The 16,366-nt window shown below is 60.5% G+C and carries 8 protein-coding genes; 7 read left to right on the top strand and 1 reads right to left on the bottom strand.

Annotated elements, in window-relative coordinates:
- The first annotated feature begins 92 nt into the window (after positions 1-92).
- The 6 genes from aroB to hemE all read left to right on the top strand — a co-directional run bounded on the left by aroB (position 93) and on the right by hemE (position 13,919).
- A complete protein-coding gene (gene aroB, locus BZK31_RS10150; RefSeq protein ID WP_083182542.1) occupies positions 93-1,196 on the top strand; it encodes a 3-dehydroquinate synthase in 1,104 nt (367 codons plus the stop codon).
- 10 nt (positions 1,197-1,206) lie between these two features.
- Positions 1,207-2,829, top strand: coding sequence for an SPOR domain-containing protein (locus BZK31_RS10145; RefSeq protein WP_083182541.1), 1,623 nt, complete (start codon positions 1,207-1,209; stop codon positions 2,827-2,829).
- Between the two features lie 359 nt (positions 2,830-3,188).
- Positions 3,189-7,634, top strand: coding sequence for a glutamate synthase large subunit (gene gltB, locus BZK31_RS10135; RefSeq protein ID WP_083182540.1), 4,446 nt, complete (start codon positions 3,189-3,191; stop codon positions 7,632-7,634).
- 119 nt (positions 7,635-7,753) lie between these two features.
- A complete protein-coding gene (locus BZK31_RS10130; RefSeq protein WP_083182539.1) occupies positions 7,754-9,172 on the top strand; it encodes an FAD-dependent oxidoreductase in 1,419 nt (472 codons plus the stop codon).
- Between the two features lie 288 nt (positions 9,173-9,460).
- Positions 9,461-12,688 (top strand): dermonecrotic toxin domain-containing protein, encoded by a 3,228-nt coding sequence (locus BZK31_RS10125; protein WP_083182538.1) that lies wholly within the window; start codon positions 9,461-9,463, stop codon positions 12,686-12,688.
- A gap of 166 nt (positions 12,689-12,854) precedes the next feature.
- Positions 12,855-13,919 (top strand): uroporphyrinogen decarboxylase, encoded by a 1,065-nt coding sequence (hemE, locus tag BZK31_RS10120; RefSeq protein WP_083182537.1) that lies wholly within the window; start codon positions 12,855-12,857, stop codon positions 13,917-13,919.
- Positions 13,920-14,009: 90 nt separating this feature from the next.
- Here hemE and BZK31_RS10115 read toward each other — a convergent pair whose 3' ends face one another.
- A complete protein-coding gene (locus tag BZK31_RS10115) occupies positions 14,010-15,272 on the bottom strand; it encodes an MFS transporter (protein WP_083182536.1) in 1,263 nt (420 codons plus the stop codon).
- A gap of 117 nt (positions 15,273-15,389) precedes the next feature.
- On the opposite strand from BZK31_RS10115, the gene BZK31_RS10110 reads away from it, so the two are divergent.
- Complete coding sequence (locus tag BZK31_RS10110; RefSeq protein WP_083182535.1) at positions 15,390-16,271, top strand: LysR family transcriptional regulator; 882 nt, start codon at positions 15,390-15,392, stop codon at positions 16,269-16,271.
- Positions 16,272-16,366 lie beyond the last annotated feature (95 nt).

The following is a 16,366-nucleotide window of genomic DNA, read 5'->3' as shown; positions in this document are numbered from 1 at the left end:
ATTAAAACAGTGACGGTTCAGGGCGCGACATAATGGCTGTCCTGACGCACCCAGGTGTGCAACCGCCCAATCGGCAATCAACGTGGGGACACATGCAGACACTCAAGGTCGAGCTTGGTGAGCGTAGCTATCCGATCCATATCGGCGAAGGCCTTCTGGACCGGCCTGAACTCCTGACCCCGCACATCGTCGGGCGCCAGGTGGCCATCGTGTCCAACACGACGGTCGCGCCGCTGTACATGGAGCGACTGACCCGCACGCTGGCCGGTTACAACGTCCTGCCGATCGTGCTCCCCGATGGCGAAGCGTTCAAGAACTGGGAAACCCTGCAAACCATATTCGATGGTCTGCTGACGGCTCGTCATGATCGCCGTACCACCGTGATTGCCCTGGGCGGCGGCGTGATCGGCGACATGGCCGGTTTCGCAGCGGCGTGCTATCAGCGCGGTGTGAATTTCATTCAGATCCCGACCACTCTGCTGTCGCAGGTGGACTCGTCGGTGGGCGGCAAGACCGGTATCAATCACCCGCTGGGCAAGAACATGGTCGGCGCGTTCTATCAGCCGGGCGTGGTGCTGATCGATACCACCTCGCTCAATACCTTGCCTGCGCGTGAACTGTCCGCCGGGCTTGCAGAAGTCATCAAGTACGGCCTGATCTGCGACGAACCCTTCCTGACCTGGCTCGAAGAGCACGTCGATGCCTTGCGCGGGCTGGACCAGGCGGCACTGACTACGGCCATCGAACGCTCTTGCGCTGCCAAGGCGCTGGTGGTCGGTGCCGATGAGCGCGAATCGGGCGTGCGGGCGACATTGAACCTGGGTCACACATTTGGTCACGCCATCGAGACGCATATGGGCTATGGTGTCTGGCTGCATGGCGAAGCGGTCGCCGCCGGTACGGTCATGGCGCTGGAAATGTCATCGCGCCTGGGCTGGATCAGTACACAGGATCGCGACCGCGGCATTCGCCTCTTTCAACGGGCCGGACTGCCTGTGGTGCCGCCGCAGGACATGACCGAGGAACATTTCCTCGAGCACATGGCAATCGACAAGAAAGTCATCGACGGGCGCCTGCGTCTGGTGCTGCTGCGTCAGATGGGTGAAGCGGTCATCACGGACGATTATCCAAAAGAAGTACTACAGGCCACCCTGGTTGCGGATTACCGCGACCTGGTGGATCAGCTTAGAGGTTAACGGAATACCCATGACTAGTTTGCACGCCGACGAGGCCTTTCTCGGCCATTACCAGTTGAGTCATGACCCCTTTGCAGCGCGGGTGCCTGGCTTCAAATTCTTTCCTGCCCAGCGCAAACCTGTGCTGGGTCAGCTCCATCATCTGGCGCGCTACAGCCAGCTGTTGCTGGCCGTCACCGGCCCTCAGGGCAGCGGCAAGACGCTGCTGCGTCAGGCGCTGGTAGCCAGCACCAACAAGCAATCGGTGCAAAGCGTCGTTGTTTCTGCGCGCGCAGCCAGTGATGCGGCGGGTGTGCTGCAACAGGTCGCCCAGGCGTTGAGCGTTGCACAGGCTGAAATGCAGGCGATCCTGTCCCAGGTCGTCCAGCTCGGCCTGACCGGCCAGGAAGTCTACCTGCTGGTTGACGATGCGGAACAACTGGGCGATTCGGCGCTCGAAGCGTTGCTGGGTCTTGCAGCGGGTACGCCGGAAGGGCGTCCGCATGTGTTTCTGTTTGGCGAACCTTCGCTGCTCGATCGTCTCGATCAGCTGTGCGCCGAACTGCAGGGCGACGTCGAAGGCGAGCGCTTTCACGTCATTGAGCTGCAACCTTACACGGAAGAAGAAACCCGGGAGTATCTGGCTCAGCGTCTGGAGGGTGCAGGGCAGGGAATCGCATTGTTCACTGCCGACCAGATCACCGATATCCATGAACAGTCCGATGGCTGGCCTGGGGCGATCAACCAGGTGGCCCGCGATTCAATGATCGAGGCGATGATCGCAAGTCGTTCTGCGGTCAAGCGTCCAAGTGTGGGGTTCAACATGCCGAAAAAACACGTATTGGCTCTGGGTGCTGTCGTGCTCGTGGCCGTGGCCGCTGCAGTGCTGATTCCGGGCCGTGGCGACAAGACTGGCGTGCCTGCCAATGCACCTGCTTCTGCCCAGGCACAACTGCCGCTGGGGCAGGGCACGCCATCGGCCCAGCAATCGAATAACGGTGGCCCGGCCATCGAATTCGCAGGCAACTCTCAACCGATGCCGCTGCCCATGAATGGCAATTCACAGCCCGTCATGCGCGGTCCGCTGGCTGAAGCGGCAGGTTCGAGTGATTCCGACGAAGATGCAGTGCCAATGGGCTCGCCTGCTCAGCCTGCGACCGTGACGACTACCGCTCCGCCTGCAGGTGTGCCAGCCGGTCAGGCTGCGGCGCAGACACCACGTTCGTCCATCCCGGCCCCGACGGCTGCTGCTCCGGCTCCGGCTGCCAAGCCTGCGCCTGCTCCGGCCCAGGTGGCGATCGCCAGGCCTGCTCCGGCCCCCGCCGCCAAACCCGCTGAAAAACCGGCTGCGGCGAAGCCAGCTGCCGGTGGCAACTGGTACAGCGGTCAGGCACCGGGTCACTACGTGGTGCAGATCCTTGGCACCAGCTCCGAAGCGACGGCCCAGGCTTACGTTGCGGAGCAGGGCGGCGAGTACCGTTATTTCAAGAAAACCCTGCAGGGCAAGCCGCTGTATGTGGTGACCTACGGTAACTTTTCTGACCGTGCTGCCGCCCTGGCAGCCATCAAGGTATTGCCAGCCAAGGTTCAGGCTGGTAAACCTTGGCCTCGTACTGTCGCCAGCATCCAACAAGAGCTCGGCGCCACTCGCTGAAGTCGCAGCGGCCTTATCCAGGCCGCTCACCCGGCAAACCTGACTCTACCCGCTTGAGCGCGCCGCCTTTTCGGGGCGCGCCTTGTGGCGTCTGCGTTACAAACGCTCCGCAGTCTCAGTCGCTTCAGTCAGATTCTCGAAGAAAATCTTTGACTACCACAGCGGCCCGCTTTAAAACTTTCATAATTGCGACATTGATTATCGACCAATCGTCGTTAAATTTGTGAGCCCTCGTGTCGCTGTGTACAATGACCTCCGTTTTGCCTGTCCGAAGCCGGCGTACGTTCGGCGTGTCAGGTACTTGGTTGAATTAAAAGGAAATTTGCCTCGCATAGAGGCAGCCTGGTGAGAAAGTGTCTATGAAAGCAGGTCTGTACCAACCAGATGAATTCAAGGATAACTGTGGTTTCGGCCTGATCGCACATATGCAAGGCGAGCCCAGTCATCACCTGTTGCAGACGGCTATCCAAGCCCTGACCTGCATGACCCACCGTGGCGGTATCAACGCCGACGGCAAGACCGGTGACGGTTGCGGTCTGTTGATTCAGAAGCCTGACGGCTTCCTGCGCGCGATGGCCAAGGATCACTTCGGCGTCGACCTGCCCCGCCAATATGCCGTGGGCATGGTGTTCCTCAATCAGGATGACGCCAGGGCCGATGCCGCCCGCGAAAACATGAACCGCGAAATCCAGGCCGAGGGCCTGGAACTGGTGGGCTGGCGTCAGGTGCCGATCGACACCAGCGTACTGGGTCGTCTGGCGCTGGAGCGTCTGCCGAAGATCGAGCAGGTCTACATTGGCGGCGAAGGCCTGAGCGATCAGGAATTCGCGATCAGGCTGTTCAGCGCCCGCCGCCGTTCGTCCGTGGCCAACGCGGCCGACACCGACCACTACATCTGCAGCTTTTCGCACAAGACCATCATCTACAAAGGTCTGATGATGCCGGCCGACCTCACGGCCTTTTTCCCGGACCTCAGCGACGAGCGCCTGCAAACCGCAATCTGCGTGTTTCACCAGCGTTTTTCGACCAACACCCTGCCGAAATGGCCACTGGCTCAGCCTTTCCGCTTCCTCGCCCACAATGGCGAGATCAACACCATCACCGGTAACCGCAACTGGGCGCAGGCACGTCGCACCAAGTTCACCAACGATCTGATGGAGCTGGACGAACTGGGTCCGCTGGTCAACCGCGTCGGTTCCGACTCGTCGAGCATGGACAACATGCTCGAGCTGATGGTCACCGGCGGTATCGACCTGTTTCGTGGCGTGCGCATGATCATTCCGCCTGCGTGGCAGAACGTCGAAACCATGGACCCGGATTTGCGGGCGTTCTATGAATACAACTCCATGCACATGGAACCGTGGGATGGCCCGGCCGGTGTCGTGATGACCGAAGGTCGCCATGCTGTCTGCCTGCTTGACCGTAATGGTCTGCGTCCGGCGCGCTGGGTAACCACCAAAAACGGTTATATCACCCTGGCGTCGGAAATCGGTGTCTGGGACTACAAGCCCGAAGACGTCATCGCCAAGGGCCGTGTCGGTCCGGGCCAGATTTTTGCGGTGGACACTGAAACCGGTCAGATTCTCGACACGGACGCTATCGACAACCGTCTCAAATCGCGTCACCCGTACAAGCAATGGTTGCGTAAGAACGCTCTGCGCATCCAGGCAACCATGGAAGACAACGACCACGGTTCGGCTTTCTATAACGCCGAGCAGCTCAAGCAGTACATGAAGATGTATCAGGTCACGTTCGAGGAGCGTGATCAGGTGCTGCGTCCGCTGGGCGAACAAGGTCAGGAAGCGGTCGGCTCGATGGGTGACGACACGCCAATGGCCGTGCTGTCGCGTCGTGTCCGCTCGCCTTACGATTATTTCCGCCAGCAGTTCGCGCAGGTCACCAACCCGCCGATTGACCCGCTGCGTGAAGCCATCGTGATGTCGCTGGAAATCTGCCTCGGTGCCGAGCGCAACATTTTCCAGGAGTCGCCGGAACACGCGTCGCGCGTGATCCTCAGCTCGCCGGTCATTTCCCCGGCCAAATGGCGCTCGCTGATGAACCTGGAGCGTCCAGGCTTCGAACGCTACATCATCGACCTGAACTACGACGAGCAGATGGGCCTCGAGGCCGCCGTTCGCAATGTCGCCGATCAGGCTGAAGAAGCGGTGCGTTCCGGTCATACCCTGATCGTGCTGAGCGACCGTCACATCGCGCCGGGCAAGCTGCCGGTTCACGCTTCGCTGGCCGTCGGCGCGGTTCACCACCGTCTGACCGAGCAAGGCCTGCGCTGCGACAGCAACATTCTGGTCGAAACCGCGACCGCACGTGACCCGCACCACTTTGCGGTGCTGATCGGTTTCGGCGCGTCGGCGGTCTATCCGTTCCTGGCTTACGAAGTGCTGGGCGACCTGATCCGCACTGGCGAAGTGCTGGGCGATCTTTACGAAGTTTTCAAGAACTACCGCAAAGGCATCACCAAGGGCCTGCTCAAGATCCTGTCCAAGATGGGCATCTCAACCGTTGCGTCCTACCGTGGCGCGCAACTGTTCGAAGCCATTGGCCTGTCCGAAGAAGTCTGCGACACCAGCTTCCGCGGCGTGCCGAGCCGTCTGAAAGGTGCGCGCTTCGTCGATATCGAAGCCGAGCAAAAAGCGCTGGCGGCCGAAGCCTGGAGCCCGCGCAAGCCGATCCAGCAAGGCGGCCTGCTCAAGTTCGTGTTCGGTGGTGAATATCATGCCTACAACCCGGACGTGGTCAGCACCCTGCAGGCTGCGGTGCAGCAGGGCGACTACAGCAAATTCAAGGAATACACCTCGCTGGTGGACAAGCGTCCGGTGTCGATGATTCGCGACCTGTTGCAGGTCAAGACGCTCGACCAGCCGCTGAACATCGATGAAATCGAGCCGCTGAGCGAGATTCTCAAGCGCTTCGACTCCGCCGGCATCTCGCTGGGTGCATTGTCGCCCGAGGCGCACGAAGCGCTGGCCGAGGCGATGAACCGTCTGGGTGCTCGCTCCAACTCCGGTGAGGGCGGCGAAGATCCGGCGCGTTACGGCACTATCCGCAGCTCCAAGATCAAGCAGATCGCGACAGGTCGTTTCGGCGTGACGCCGGAATACCTGGTCAACGCCGATGTGTTGCAGATCAAGGTTGCCCAGGGCGCCAAGCCCGGCGAAGGCGGTCAGTTGCCTGGCGGCAAGGTCAACGGTTTGATCGCCAAGCTGCGTTACGCAGTGCCGGGCGTGACCCTGATTTCGCCACCGCCGCATCACGACATTTATTCCATCGAAGACTTGTCGCAGCTGATTTTCGACCTCAAGCAGGTCAACCCGGCGGCGCTGGTTTCGGTCAAGCTGGTGGCAGAGGCAGGCGTCGGCACGATTGCGGCCGGTGTCGCCAAGGCCTATGCCGACCTGATCACCATTTCCGGTTACGACGGTGGCACGGGCGCTTCGCCTCTGACCTCGATCAAGTACGCCGGTGCACCGTGGGAACTGGGTCTGGCCGAAACTCACCAGACCCTGCGCGGCAACGACCTGCGCGGCAAAGTCCGCGTGCAAACCGACGGCGGCCTGAAAACCGGTCTCGACGTCATCAAGGCGGCGATCCTGGGTGCCGAAAGCTTCGGCTTCGGAACAGCACCGATGATCGCGCTGGGCTGCAAATACCTGCGCATCTGCCACCTGAACAATTGCGCTACCGGCGTTGCGACTCAGAACGAGAAGCTGCGCAAGGACCACTACATCGGCACCGTCGACATGGTGATCAACTTCTTCACCTACGTCGCCGAAGAAACCCGCGAATGGCTGGCCAGGCTGGGCGTCCGCTCGCTGGAAGAGCTGATCGGCCGTACCGACCTGCTGGACGTGCTGCCAGGCGAAACCGAGAAGCAGCAGCACCTGGACCTGACGCCGTTGCTGGGCAGTGATCATGTGCCAGCTGACAAGCCTCAGTTCAGCCTGGTGGATCGCAACCCGCCGTTCGACAAAGGCCTGCTGGCCGAGAAGATGGTCGAGATGGCCAAGCCGGCGATCGAAGCCCTGAGTGGCGGCGAGTACGAACTGGACATCTGCAACTGCGACCGGTCCATCGGCGCGCGGATTTCCGGTGAAATCGCCCGTCTGCACGGCAATCAGGGCATGAACAAGGCGCCTGTGACCTTCCGCTTCAAAGGCACTGCCGGTCAGAGCTTTGGCGTGTGGAACGCTGGTGGCTTGAACATGTACCTGGAAGGTGACGCCAACGACTACGTCGGCAAAGGCATGACCGCTGGCAAGCTGGTGATCGTGCCGCCCAGGGGCAGCCCGTTCAAGACCAACGAAAGCGCCATTATCGGCAACACCTGCCTGTACGGCGCGACCGGCGGCAAGCTGTTCGCGGCGGGCACTGCGGGCGAGCGTTTCGCGGTCCGCAACTCCGGCGCCCACACCGTGGTGGAAGGCACCGGCGATCATTGCTGCGAATACATGACCGGCGGCTTCGTCTGCGTCCTCGGCAAGACCGGCTACAACTTCGGTTCCGGCATGACTGGCGGTTTCGCCTACGTGCTCGATCAGGACAACACCTTCGTTGACCGCGTCAACCATGAACTGGTCGAGATCCAGCGCATCAGCGGCGAGGCGATGGAGGCTTATCGCACTCACCTGCAGAGCGTGCTGAACGAGTATGTCGCGGAAACCGACAGTGAATGGGGTCGCAACCTCGCGGAGAACCTGGACGACTACTTGCGTCGTTTCTGGCTGGTCAAGCCCAAGGCTGCCAACCTGAAATCGCTGCTCTCCAGCACCCGGGCCAACCCGCAATAAGCGCAACTGCACGCGGCGTGTTGCACGCCGCACGACAACAGCAGTGCGCGAATGCCTGCGAACATGATTTCCTGCAGCTTCGGGCGTGGCCTGAAGCTGTCGTGTAGAGGTTCTAGAGAATGGCCGAGCGTCTAAGTAACGACTTTCAGTTCATCGATGTCGGGCGTAAAGACCCGAAGAAAAAGCTGCTGCGTCAGCGCAAGAAAGAGTTCGTGGAGATCTACGAGCCATTCAAGCCCCAGCAGTCCGCCGATCAGGCGCACCGCTGCCTGGGCTGCGGCAACCCGTACTGTGAATGGAAGTGCCCGGTGCACAACTTCATTCCCAACTGGCTCAAGCTGGTGGCCGAGGGCAATATCCTGGCGGCTGCCGAGCTGTCTCACCAGACCAACACCCTGCCGGAAGTCTGCGGCCGCGTGTGCCCGCAAGACCGTCTGTGCGAGGGCGCTTGCACCCTCAACGACGGTTTCGGTGCCGTGACCATCGGTTCGGTCGAGAAGTACATCACCGACACAGCGTTCGCCATGGGCTGGCGCCCCGACATGTCCAAGGTCGTGCCGACCGGCAAGCGCGTGGCGATCATTGGCGCCGGGCCTGCGGGCCTGGGTTGCGCCGACGTGCTGGTGCGCGGCGGTGTGACGCCGGTGGTGTTCGACAAGAATCCGGAAATCGGCGGTCTGCTGACCTTCGGCATCCCGGAGTTCAAGCTCGAGAAAAGTGTGCTGAGCCATCGCCGTGAAGTGTTTACCGGCATGGGGATCGAGTTCCGCCTCAACACCGAAGTCGGCAAAGACGTCACCATTGATCAGTTGCTCGAAGAATACGATGCGGTGTTCATGGGCATGGGCACCTACACCTACATGAAAGGTGGTTTTGCCGGTGAAGACCTGCCAGGCGTGCACGACGCGCTCGATTTCCTGATCGCCAACGTCAACCGCAATCTGGGCTTCGAAAAGTCGCCTGAAGATTTCGTCGACATGAAAGGCAAGCGGGTAGTGGTGCTGGGCGGTGGTGACACGGCGATGGACTGCAACCGTACCTCGATTCGCCAGGGCGCCAAGTCGGTGACCTGCGCCTATCGCCGTGACGAAGAGAACATGCCGGGTTCGCGCAAGGAAGTGAAAAACGCCAAGGAAGAGGGCGTGAAGTTCCTCTATAACCGTCAGCCCATCGCCATCGTCGGCGAAGACAAGGTCGAAGGCGTGAAAGTGGTCGAGACCCGTCTCGGCGAACCGGATGCCCGTGGCCGCCGTAGCCCCGAGCCGATTCCGGGCTCCGAGGAAATCATCCCGGCCGACGCCGTGGTCATCGCTTTCGGTTTCCGTCCAAGCCCGGCGTCCTGGTTCGAGCAGTTCACCATCAGTACCGACAGTCAGGGCCGTGTGATTGCGCCCGAGCAGTCGCAGTACAAGCATCAGACCAGCAACCCGAAAATCTTCGCCGGTGGCGACATGGTTCGTGGGTCCGATCTGGTGGTCACCGCGATCTTCGAAGGCCGCAACGCGGCGGAAGGGATTCTGGATTATCTGGGCGTCTGAGTGTTGGCGGGGGCCGGTAAGCATTTTTTGATACAGCCCCGGCCCTGCCTCATGTCCTGTTCGTGTTCGAGTGACGCCGTCCCTTCCTGGGGCGGCGTCTCAATATTTGATTCACTTCTTTCATCACCGGCGCGGTCTGGTCAGGCATTGATGCGCGCGTAGAACTCTTTCGCCCTGTTTCCGTCCTCTTTCGCTGCTTTCAGAAAACGCTAGGATCTCGCATGTCCCCTGAAAGGCCGGCTTCACGGTCGGCGTTTTCGTCACTCATGTCGCTATAAGGAAATAGCCATGTTGAAAGCAGCACCACTGGGCAAGCTCGCCCTGTCCTATGCACAACAGTCCATGGGAAAAAAAGAGTTCTTACCTAGCGCTATCGCCATCCGTGAGCATCGGGCTCGTGAGCGGGCGGACCGCATCATCGGACAGTTCATCGACCGTTTCCGAGAAAAGGATTATTTCCCTGACGGGGACGACAGCGCGTTGTTTGCCTTGCTGGTCCAGTTGCCGGACTGGCCGGCGGAGCTGTCCATCAACGTTCTGGACGAGGACGGTGAGCCGCTCGCCATTTACCTCAAGGGTAGTGATGAACGCGTTATTCAGAGCCGGGTCGTGCTGGCACAGAGCGGTGAGGACGGCTATACGGCACCAGATGACGTTGTTGTGGCAGACGAAGAACCGTTGTTGCATCTGCTGTTCAGGCAGTTGCCCGCCGGTTCCAGTCTCGGCCTGGGTGGCGATTTTCCCGGCAGCAACAGCATAGCTGGACGGATCGTGACCTTGCGTAAGCAGGTCGCAACACTGGCAGAAGCGCGGCGGACTGTACTGTTCGACGCCATGCTGGCTGGCGAAGGCAACACCAAGGGTCAGTCGCCCTTCAGTCAGCCCAATCCCTTTCTGCCCTTTTGGTCGCGCACGCAACTTGAGCTGCCCCCGGTCCTGCGCCTGTTGAATGCGCTTAGCCCCGAAGTACCGATCGAGCGCCTCGAGGAACTGCTGGAGCGCCTGCCATTGTCGGGGCAGGAAGAGGCCGGGTTTCTGGAAACCGGTCTGCTTCCGGAGCCGTTTGTCGAGGCACTGACCATTTCGCTGACCGAATGGAGCACCAGTCTGGCCATCGACGGGGTGTCTCGGACCCGAAGCTACAATCTTCATGCCGATCAGTTGGCCCGTGACTGCGCCGGACATCTGCTCGCCGACCGACTGGGTCGCGAACTGGTGATCATTGAGCCTGGAATGGACAACTACGTCCCGACCGGTCCTGACGATACGTCTGTCGTGCTCTGGCATGACGGCTACGGCAATTACGTGGCATGGCATCCGTTAAATGGCGAGGGTGCAAAGTTCAAAGACGGTGCCGACAGTTTCTATCTGGCGATCGGCTCACTGCTGCAACCGCATGATTATGCGCTGTTGGGTATGAAGTCCGATCACGACGCAAGAGGCTTGCGCGATACCCTGACCTCCCACGCCATCGAGGAGAACAATGGCTGGTTCGATCCGGAAGCGTCGACCGACATCGACAGCGAGCTAGTGCCTGAGTGGTTCAAGCATGCATCGGATCAGGACAAGCGAAACTGGAAAGTCGCGGTGCAGGACTACAGCCAGGCCCTGCTGGAAGCGCAAGCACCTGCGCTTCCTGATCCGCAGCTGCACGGCACCCCGGAGCAACTGCGCACGTACGCCCGGGAAAAGCTTGAAGAACGCATTGCGCTGGACCATGGCGTGATGGTGAATCCTGACGAGATCACAATCGAGACCATTCACAGTGAAATCGACGGCGGCCAGTTTGTCGATACGGATTACGTGTACGTAGGCCCTTCCGAAGTCGAGATGCATTACACCGCACAACTGCGCAGCCTGACTGATCTGAGCCTGCAAAATATCGCCGTCACCAACATCAACTTCCTGTTGACCAGTCGCGCCTACGACGCCAATGGCCGATTAATCACTTTTCTCAAAGCCGGTTATCTGTTCAAGATGATTCGTGATCTGGATGTCGGCGAAGACTACGCCAGGTTTCTGCGGGTCAGGCTAATGAACTCGCCTTCAGGTCAGTGGCACCAGGAGCGCTACGCGCGAGTCATGCAGACGCAAATGCGGCTTGATGCGATCGAAGCCAGGATGGTGGGAGACTTCCTCGATGGCGGTGCGTTGCCGGACGAGCTGGCGGATCGGGGTTACAAATGGGTGAAGACGGTGCTGGACAACCCCGTTGACGAGGGGCGTCGCCAGCCTGTGGAGGGGCATCCCATTCAGGTGCATCAACTCACGGTCAACGGTGTTTTGCTGCGGGGCGTGCTGGCGATTGGTACGCAATCGCGCTCCAGCGTCGCGTCGCTAGTGGTTGTCACGCCGCAGGCGCCCGATGGCAAATGCTTTCGCGAATTGAGCAGTTCCGAAGACCTTCAGCGTCAGGTCCTTCTGGAGCCCGCTTTGCTCGATTATCTGGTGAGCAGAGCCGCGAAGGCGTCCCGGCCGGAGATTCGCCATGCGCTGACCGCAGCAAGGCAAAGTCTGTATATGGAGCTGTTGCCCTGCGCCGGAAACTTTCTTGAAGCGGTCTATGAGACGGAAGTCGAGCACTTGATCGAAGCGGTCGATGAACAATCCACCAGTACGTGGGAAAGCAATTGGCAGAGCGCCTGGGAAATTACCCGGGCCGTTGGAGAGTTCGCGCTGACGTTCATTCCTTTCAAGATCAGACTGCCCATCGCTGCGATGCGTAGTTTTTATGCGATATGGCAAGGCGTCGAGAAAGCTGCCGAGAATGACAAGCATGCCTCGTTATATTTCGCCCAGGCCGCGCTGCTGCTGGCTGACGGACTGACGTTGCCTAAAGGTCGAAGGGTCAGGCCCGCTGTGACGACGTCTTCCGGCCTTGCGGTTCTCGATCCGAGACAGGCCTTGTCGAAAGCGCCGAGTGGTCTCTTGCTGCGCAGCGACGGAATTTACAAGGGTGTCCATGAAATTCAGGACGGTGCCATCAGCCGTCATTACACCGTGCAGGCAGGCAAAACCTATGCGGTTCAATACGACAGCAGCTTTGCCACATGGCGACTGATCGATCCCAGAAGGCCCGATGCCTATTACCAGATGCCGGTCCGCTTCGATGAGCAGGGGCGCTGGGTGTATGCGCCGGTCGGGTTGCGCGGTGGAAAAAAGTCGTCAAAGGCTAAGGTTCCTGGCAGTCCTGGCAGCCCCGGCGGTAATGGAGTAGCGGCCGGAGGTCGTGGCGGCAGAGGGCTGCTTGAGCTGGATATCACGCAGTTTTTTGAAAGCAATGCCTTCAGGAAAGCTCAGAAAAATATTCAGGGCGACTTGAAGGTCGCCGTCTTGAAGGCGGTTGAGCGCTACCGAATGGAGGGCAAGGGTAAGCTTCATCAATCCAAACATGGTCTTTACTCGCTGGACCTGCCGGGTGTGGGCGGCAGTACTGGGCGAGGTGCTTGGCGCTTGATGTTCGAGCCGCCCAAAGAGGGTGTTCTGAAAGCTTACGGCGTTTTGGACCCGCACTGACGGAGCGCTTTCGGCGCAACGGGAGCCTTTGCCAGTACCATCCTGACCGGTCTGTAACGCTGAATTACCACCACAAATCGATACGATAGATAAAAGGCACGGCTCTCGCCGTGCCTTTTACGTCGCGCTCTGAGAAAATGCCCGCACTTTTATAGCGGATGCCGACATGACTGCCCTGAAGAACGACCGTTTCCTGCGCGCCTTGCTCAAGCAGCCCGTGGACATGACCCCTGTCTGGATGATGCGTCAGGCGGGCCGCTACTTGCCGGAATACCGTGCCAGTCGCGCCAGCGCCGGTGATTTCATGAGCTTGTGCAAGAACCCCCAGTTCGCCTGTGAGGTCACGCTGCAGCCGCTGGATCGCTATCCGCTGGATGCGGCAATCCTGTTTTCCGACATCCTGACCATCCCCGACGCAATGGGCCTGGGTCTGTATTTCGAAACCGGCGAAGGCCCGCGTTTCAAGAAAACCGTCACCACACTGGCCGATATCGAGGCGCTGCCGATCCCGGATGCGCAGCAAGACCTGGGCTATGTGATGGATGCCGTCAGCACCATTCGCCGCGAACTCAACGGGCGTGTACCGCTGATCGGCTTTGCCGGCAGCCCCTGGACGCTCGCGACGTACATGGTCGAGGGCGGCTCGTCCAAGGACTTCCGCAAGTCCAAGGCCATGCTCTACGACAACCCGCAGGCCATGCACCTGTTGCTGGACAAGCTGGCGCAGTCGGTCACCTCCTACCTGAACGGCCAGATCCTGGCGGGCGCGCAGGCGGTGCAGATTTTCGACAGCTGGGGTGGCAGCCTCTCGTCGGCCGCTTACCAGGAGTTCTCGCTGGCGTACATGCGCAAGATCGTCAACGGTCTGATCCGCGAACATGACGGGCGCAAAGTGCCGGTCATTCTGTTCACCAAGGGCGGTGGGCTGTGGCTGGAAAGCATTGCCGACGCGGGCGCCGATGCACTGGGTCTGGACTGGACCTGCGACATCGGTGAGGCGCGTCAACGGGTCGGAAGCAAGGTGTCACTTCAAGGCAACATGGACCCGACCGTGCTTTACGCACGTCCCGAGGCCATTCGCCAGGAAGTCGCCCGAATCCTCGCCAGCTACGGCAACGGCACAGGCCACGTCTTCAACCTCGGCCACGGCATCACCCCGGAAGTCGACCCGGCCAACGCGGGTGCGTTCATCGAAGCCGTGCATGAGCTGTCGGCGCAGTATCACCAGTAAGCGCGTGCCCGCACCTTAGCGATTCAGCCTTGGACGCGTTGCGTCCTTCGGCTGGCGCTCATGTTTTGAAGATATTTCAGACCTGGACTATCACCGCTCCAGCGGCTGCAACCTTGCCAGTCGCAACGCCACACCCAGCGCAAGCAACAGCAACACGCCGATGAACATCCCGATCCCGTTCCAGCCTGCGTAGTGCCAGAAAACTCCGCCACCGGTGCCTGCCACGCTTGAGCCTGCGTAGTAGCAGAACAAGTACAGCGACGTAGCCTGGCCTCGGGCGACTGTCGCGCGGCGGCCGACCCAACTGCTGGCCACCGAGTGGGCGCCGAAGAAGCCGAAGGTGAAAATCAGTACGCCGATAATGACCACCGCCAGCGGGGTGAACAGGGTCAGGCTCAAGCCGGACAGCATCAGGACGATCACCGCCCAGAGCACGCGCCGACGGCCCAGCCGGTCGGCCAGCGAGCCGATTTTTGCCGAGCTGTAGATACCCGACAGGTACACGACCGAGAACACACCCACCACGGCCTGACTGAGGTTGTAGGGTTCGTTCAGCAGCCGGTAGGCGATGTAGTTGAACAGCGTGACGAACGCGCCCATCAGCAAGAAGCCGACCAGAAACAGCAGCGGCAGGCCCTTGTCGCGGAACTGCACGACGAAGCCGTCCAGCAGGCTGCGCGGGTGCAGCGAGCGGGCGCGGAAGTTGCGGGACGCCGGCAGGATCCGCCAGAACACCGCAGCGGCAATCAGGGCAAGGCCGCCCACTACCAGCATCGCCGCATGCCAGCTGACGTAATCGATCATCACGCCCACGATCAGGCGGCCGCTCATGCCGCCAACCGCGCTGCCTCCGATATAAAGCCCCATCGCCAGCCCAAGGTGCGTAGGGTGGATCTCTTCGCTGAGGTAGGTCATGGCCACCGCCGCCAGACCGCTCAGCGACAGACCCACCAGTGCGCGAGTGACGAGCACGCCTTCCCATGTGGGCATCAGCGCGCTGGCGATGGTGAACAGCGAGGCACAGAACAGCGCCATGACCATCACCGATTTGCGCCCGAGCCGGTCGGATATCGGGCCGGTGATTAACAGTCCGATGGCGAGCATGGCCGTGGCGACCGACAGGATCAGGCTGCTCTGCGCCGCCGTGATGGAAAATTCCTGGGAAAGCATTGGCATCATCGGTTGCACGCAGTACAGCAGCGTGAAAGTCGAGAAACCGCCCGCAAACAGGGCCAGCGCCGTGCGCTTGAACAGTGGCGTGCTTTTTTCGATATAGGTGTCACCCAGCGGGACAGATGCCTGGGCAGGCGCGGTGGATGAGTCGATGGACGTTGGGGCAACGGCAGGGTTCACGGTGGACCTCGGAGCACGATCAGGCGGGCAATGAAAAAAAGCATATAGCTGGCTAATGATTCAATCCAATATATTGTTCGACTCATTTGATAGGTAAAACGACTCGATAGGATGTGTATGGAACTGCGCCACTTGCGTTACTTCATCGCTGTCGCAGAAGAGCTGCATTTCGGGCGTGCCGCTCAGGTGCTTGGCATCTCGCAACCACCATTGAGCCAGCAGATTCAGGCGCTGGAGCAGGAGCTGGGCACGCGTCTGTTCGATCGCACCAACCGGCGCGTCGAGCTGAGCGACTCGGGACGACTCTTTCTGGAGGAGGCTCGATTGGTGTTGGCGCAGGTCGACAAGGCCGCCAACGTGGCCAGGCGCGCGCAATTGGGTGAGCTGGGCGAGTTGAAAGTTGGATTTACCTCGTCGGCACCGTTGACCTCGCACATTCCGGAGGCGATTTTTGCATTCCGCCAGGCTTATCCCGACGTGCACCTGGACCTCACGGAAATGACCAGTCAACAGGTTGCGGCCTGCCTGCAGGACAAGACCATCGAGGTCGGAATCATGCGCCCGCTGGAATTGCCCGACTCGCTGGACGTGTTCGAACTGCTCAACGAACCGTTGATGGCCATCATGCGCGCCGATCACCCATTGGCGGCAGGCAGCGAGGACGGTATCCAGATGGCAGCGCTGGCGGCCGAACCATTCGTGTTCTTTCCGCGCACCTACGGCAGCGGTATCTACGGCCAGGTGCTGAGCCTGGCCCGTGCAGCAGGTTTCAACCCGTTGATCACCCAGGAAGCGGGCGAGCCCATGACCCTCATCGGTCTGGTGGCAGCCGGGCTGGGCGTGACTGTGTTGCCGGCACCGTACCGTCGAATGCGCATCGACGGCGTGGTCTATCGCAACCTGCTGGACCCCGGTGCCACCAGCCCGGTCTGGCTGGTCAAACGCAAGGACGAACAGTCAGCGATGGCCAAGGCATTTTTCGATCTGGCTACCCGTTGACTCATTCCCTGGAAGCGCACCTGTCTGCCCCACGCTGCATCTCAATCAAGCTTTGGGGTGCCGATCACATCGTAGAAGTGGACTTGTCCACGAAG

Source organism: Pseudomonas floridensis, assembly GCF_002087235.1.
Classification (GTDB): Bacteria; Pseudomonadota; Gammaproteobacteria; order Pseudomonadales; family Pseudomonadaceae; genus Aquipseudomonas; species Aquipseudomonas floridensis.
The sequence above is the reverse complement of the archived record's forward strand: the minus strand, read 5'-3'. Positions and strand labels throughout refer to the sequence as shown.

Bases quoted from the DNA above. Each gene is read 5' to 3' on its own strand.
- aroB (WP_083182542.1), top strand. From the start codon at position 93: ATGCAGACACTCAAGGTCGAGCTTGGTGAGCGTAGCTATCCGATCCAT.
- BZK31_RS10145 (WP_083182541.1), top strand. From the start codon at position 1,207: ATGACTAGTTTGCACGCCGACGAGGCCTTTCTCGGCCATTACCAGTTG.
- gltB (WP_083182540.1), top strand. From the start codon at position 3,189: ATGAAAGCAGGTCTGTACCAACCAGATGAATTCAAGGATAACTGTGGT.
- BZK31_RS10130 (WP_083182539.1), top strand. From the start codon at position 7,754: ATGGCCGAGCGTCTAAGTAACGACTTTCAGTTCATCGATGTCGGGCGT.
- BZK31_RS10125 (WP_083182538.1), top strand. From the start codon at position 9,461: ATGTTGAAAGCAGCACCACTGGGCAAGCTCGCCCTGTCCTATGCACAA.
- hemE (WP_083182537.1), top strand. From the start codon at position 12,855: ATGACTGCCCTGAAGAACGACCGTTTCCTGCGCGCCTTGCTCAAGCAG.
- BZK31_RS10110 (WP_083182535.1), top strand. From the start codon at position 15,390: ATGGAACTGCGCCACTTGCGTTACTTCATCGCTGTCGCAGAAGAGCTG.